1 pseudogene is annotated in these 1,632 nt (G+C 46.4%); it reads left to right on the forward strand.

Annotation, left to right across the window (positions count from 1 at the left end):
* Nucleotides 1-59 precede the first annotated feature (59 nt).
* Nucleotides 60-1,523, forward strand: a pseudogene (gene tnpC, locus DW915_RS15530) (IS66 family transposase); the annotation flags it as partial.
* Between the last annotated feature and the right edge of the window lie 109 nt (nt 1,524-1,632).

Genomic DNA, 1,632 nt, shown 5'->3' on the forward strand with positions numbered 1-1,632 from the left:
CCAACTCGTAAAGGGCTGGAGTAATCTTGTATCTAACCGCATTATTATTTGGCGCTTACCTTGCAAATAGACAGCGTTTTGGAGCTTCCAGTGAAAAATACGCAGATGGATATGAGCAGATGAATCTGTTCAATGAGGCAGAAGCTGCATCAGATGTTGAATCTGCCCCGGAGAAAGAAATCGAAGTCACTTCCCACAAGCGTAAAAAGCATGCCGGAAAGAAAGAGGAAGATCTTTCACATTTCGAAGTAACAGAGCGGATGGAATACAAGCTTACAGGCCAGGAACGTTATTGCCCAGACTGCGGTAAAAAATATAAGGTTGTCACGAAGGAGACTGTAAAACGGTTAAAGTTCGTTCCTGCCCGTTTTGAGGTAGTCGAAGAAATCTCCTATGTATACAGCTGTCCGGAATGCGGAGCTATGAAGCGGATGGAAAAAGTTCCAGCCCTGATCAAGGGAAGTATTGCAACGCCGTCCCTGGTTGCAGGCATTATGAATGCAAAGTATGTCAACGGCATGCCGCTGGCCAGACAGGAACGGGAATTCGCAAGGTATAACCTGAAGCTTTCCACCAAAACCATGGCGAACTGGATCATCAGCTGTGCAGACCGATATCTGAGACTGCTCTACGACCGGATGAAAGAAGAATTCTTAAAAAGCCGGTACATTCACTGCGATGAGACACGGGTTCAGGTGATTGACGAGCCGAAGCAGCAGGGTTCTACCCAAAACTGGATGTGGGTCTACCTGACTGACCGCTACAGTGGGGCACCACAGATGGTTCTCTTCGATTATGAGCGGACCAGGGCTGGTTATCATCCCAAAAACTTTCTGGGAGATCAATTTGAAGGATATCTCACGTGCGATGGGTACCAGGCATATCACGGGTTGAAAGATTCGATTGTTATATCCGGATGCTTTACGCATGCCAGAAGGAGGTTTGACGCAGCGCTTACAGCATTGAAAAAGGATTTTACCAAAGAACAGCTGCGTGGAACCGTTGCGTATCAGGCGATGTCCCGGATCGGAATCCTCTATAAGATAGAAGAACTGATTCAGGATAAAACGCCGGAAGAACGGTATCTGGAGCGCCAGAAGCAGTCCCGTCCTGTCGTGGATGCATTTTTTGAATGGTTACATTCGATGGAAGATTCGGTAGACCGGTCTTCCCTTATTGGTGATGCCATTTTATATGCGCTGAATCAGGAGACGTATCTGCGCCGTTATCTGGAGGATGGGCATCTGAGCATTGACAATAACAGTGCGGAGCGCGCGATTAAAAACTTCGCTGTAGGACGTCGGAACTGGCTGTTTTCGAAAAGTATCCACGGTGCAGATGCCAGTGCTGTTGTATACAGCATCACAGAGACTGCACTTTTAAATGGGTTGAAGCCATATCTGTATCTTACATATGTCCTTGATCAGCTGCGGTGGATGGGACCGTTTCCCGAAGAAGAAAAATTGGATCAGTTGCTGCCCTGGTCAAAAGAATTGCCGGAGGAACTTCGGACAACAGAGTAACTTTGAGCCGCCCAGAAAAAGGGCGGCTCATTTTGAAAATCAAGGGTAAAGAGAGTATGAAACTTTTTCTGTAAAATAATGTTTATAAGGTTCTTCTATGATACAATAA

Origin of the sequence: Blautia sp. AM42-2 (assembly GCF_003480245.1) — a bacterium.
GTDB lineage: Bacteria > Bacillota > Clostridia > Lachnospirales > Lachnospiraceae > Fusicatenibacter > Fusicatenibacter saccharivorans.